This window comes from Clostridium sp. LS, assembly GCF_002760435.1.
Lineage (GTDB): Bacteria > Bacillota > Clostridia > Clostridiales > Clostridiaceae > Clostridium.
Window position 1 is genome coordinate 1 of sequence record NZ_AUUU01000206.1, and the last position, 629, is coordinate 629.

Annotated in this window: 1 protein-coding gene; it reads left to right on the plus strand. The window is 32.4% G+C overall.

The annotated features are described in order from the left end of the window. Nucleotides 1–629 (plus strand): proton-conducting transporter membrane subunit (locus COL3_RS26325; protein ID WP_278286714.1); only part of this gene is annotated, 629 nt, incomplete at both ends.

Here is a 629-nt window from a genome sequence, read left to right on the forward strand (position 1 = left end):
ATTTATGAAGGAGCACCTACTTCAATTACAGTATTTTTAGCAGTAGCATCTAAAACTGCAGGTTTAGCGGTTTTATTAAGGTTATTTATGACTGGTATGTCATCTATTTCCGCTTACTGGATTGAACTAATAACAGTATTATCTGTTATAACTTTAGTTCTTGGAAATCTAGTTGCTATTCCTCAGACAAATATTAAAAGATTATTGGCATACTCAAGCATTTCCCAAGCAGGTTATTTTTTATTAGGGATTATTGCAAATTCAAGTCTTGGCGTAGCATCAATTTTGCTTTATAGTCTGTTTTATCTGTTTGCAAACATGGGAGCCTTTGGGGTTGTAATTGCTGTATCAAAGGCAACAGGAAGCGATGAAATTAAAGATTATGCTTATTTAGCTAAGAGATCACCATTTTTAGCAGCTGTTATGCTTATATCCTTACTTTCATTAGCAGGAATTCCACCTTTGGCAGGGTTTATAGGTAAGTTTTATTTGTTCTTATCTATAATAGAAAAGGGACAATTATGGTTAGCATTTTTAAGTATTGCTATGAGTGTTGTATCAGTATATTACTATCTTAAAGTTGTTAAGGTTATGTATTTTGGAGAAAGTCCTACGAAACTTGAATCAAT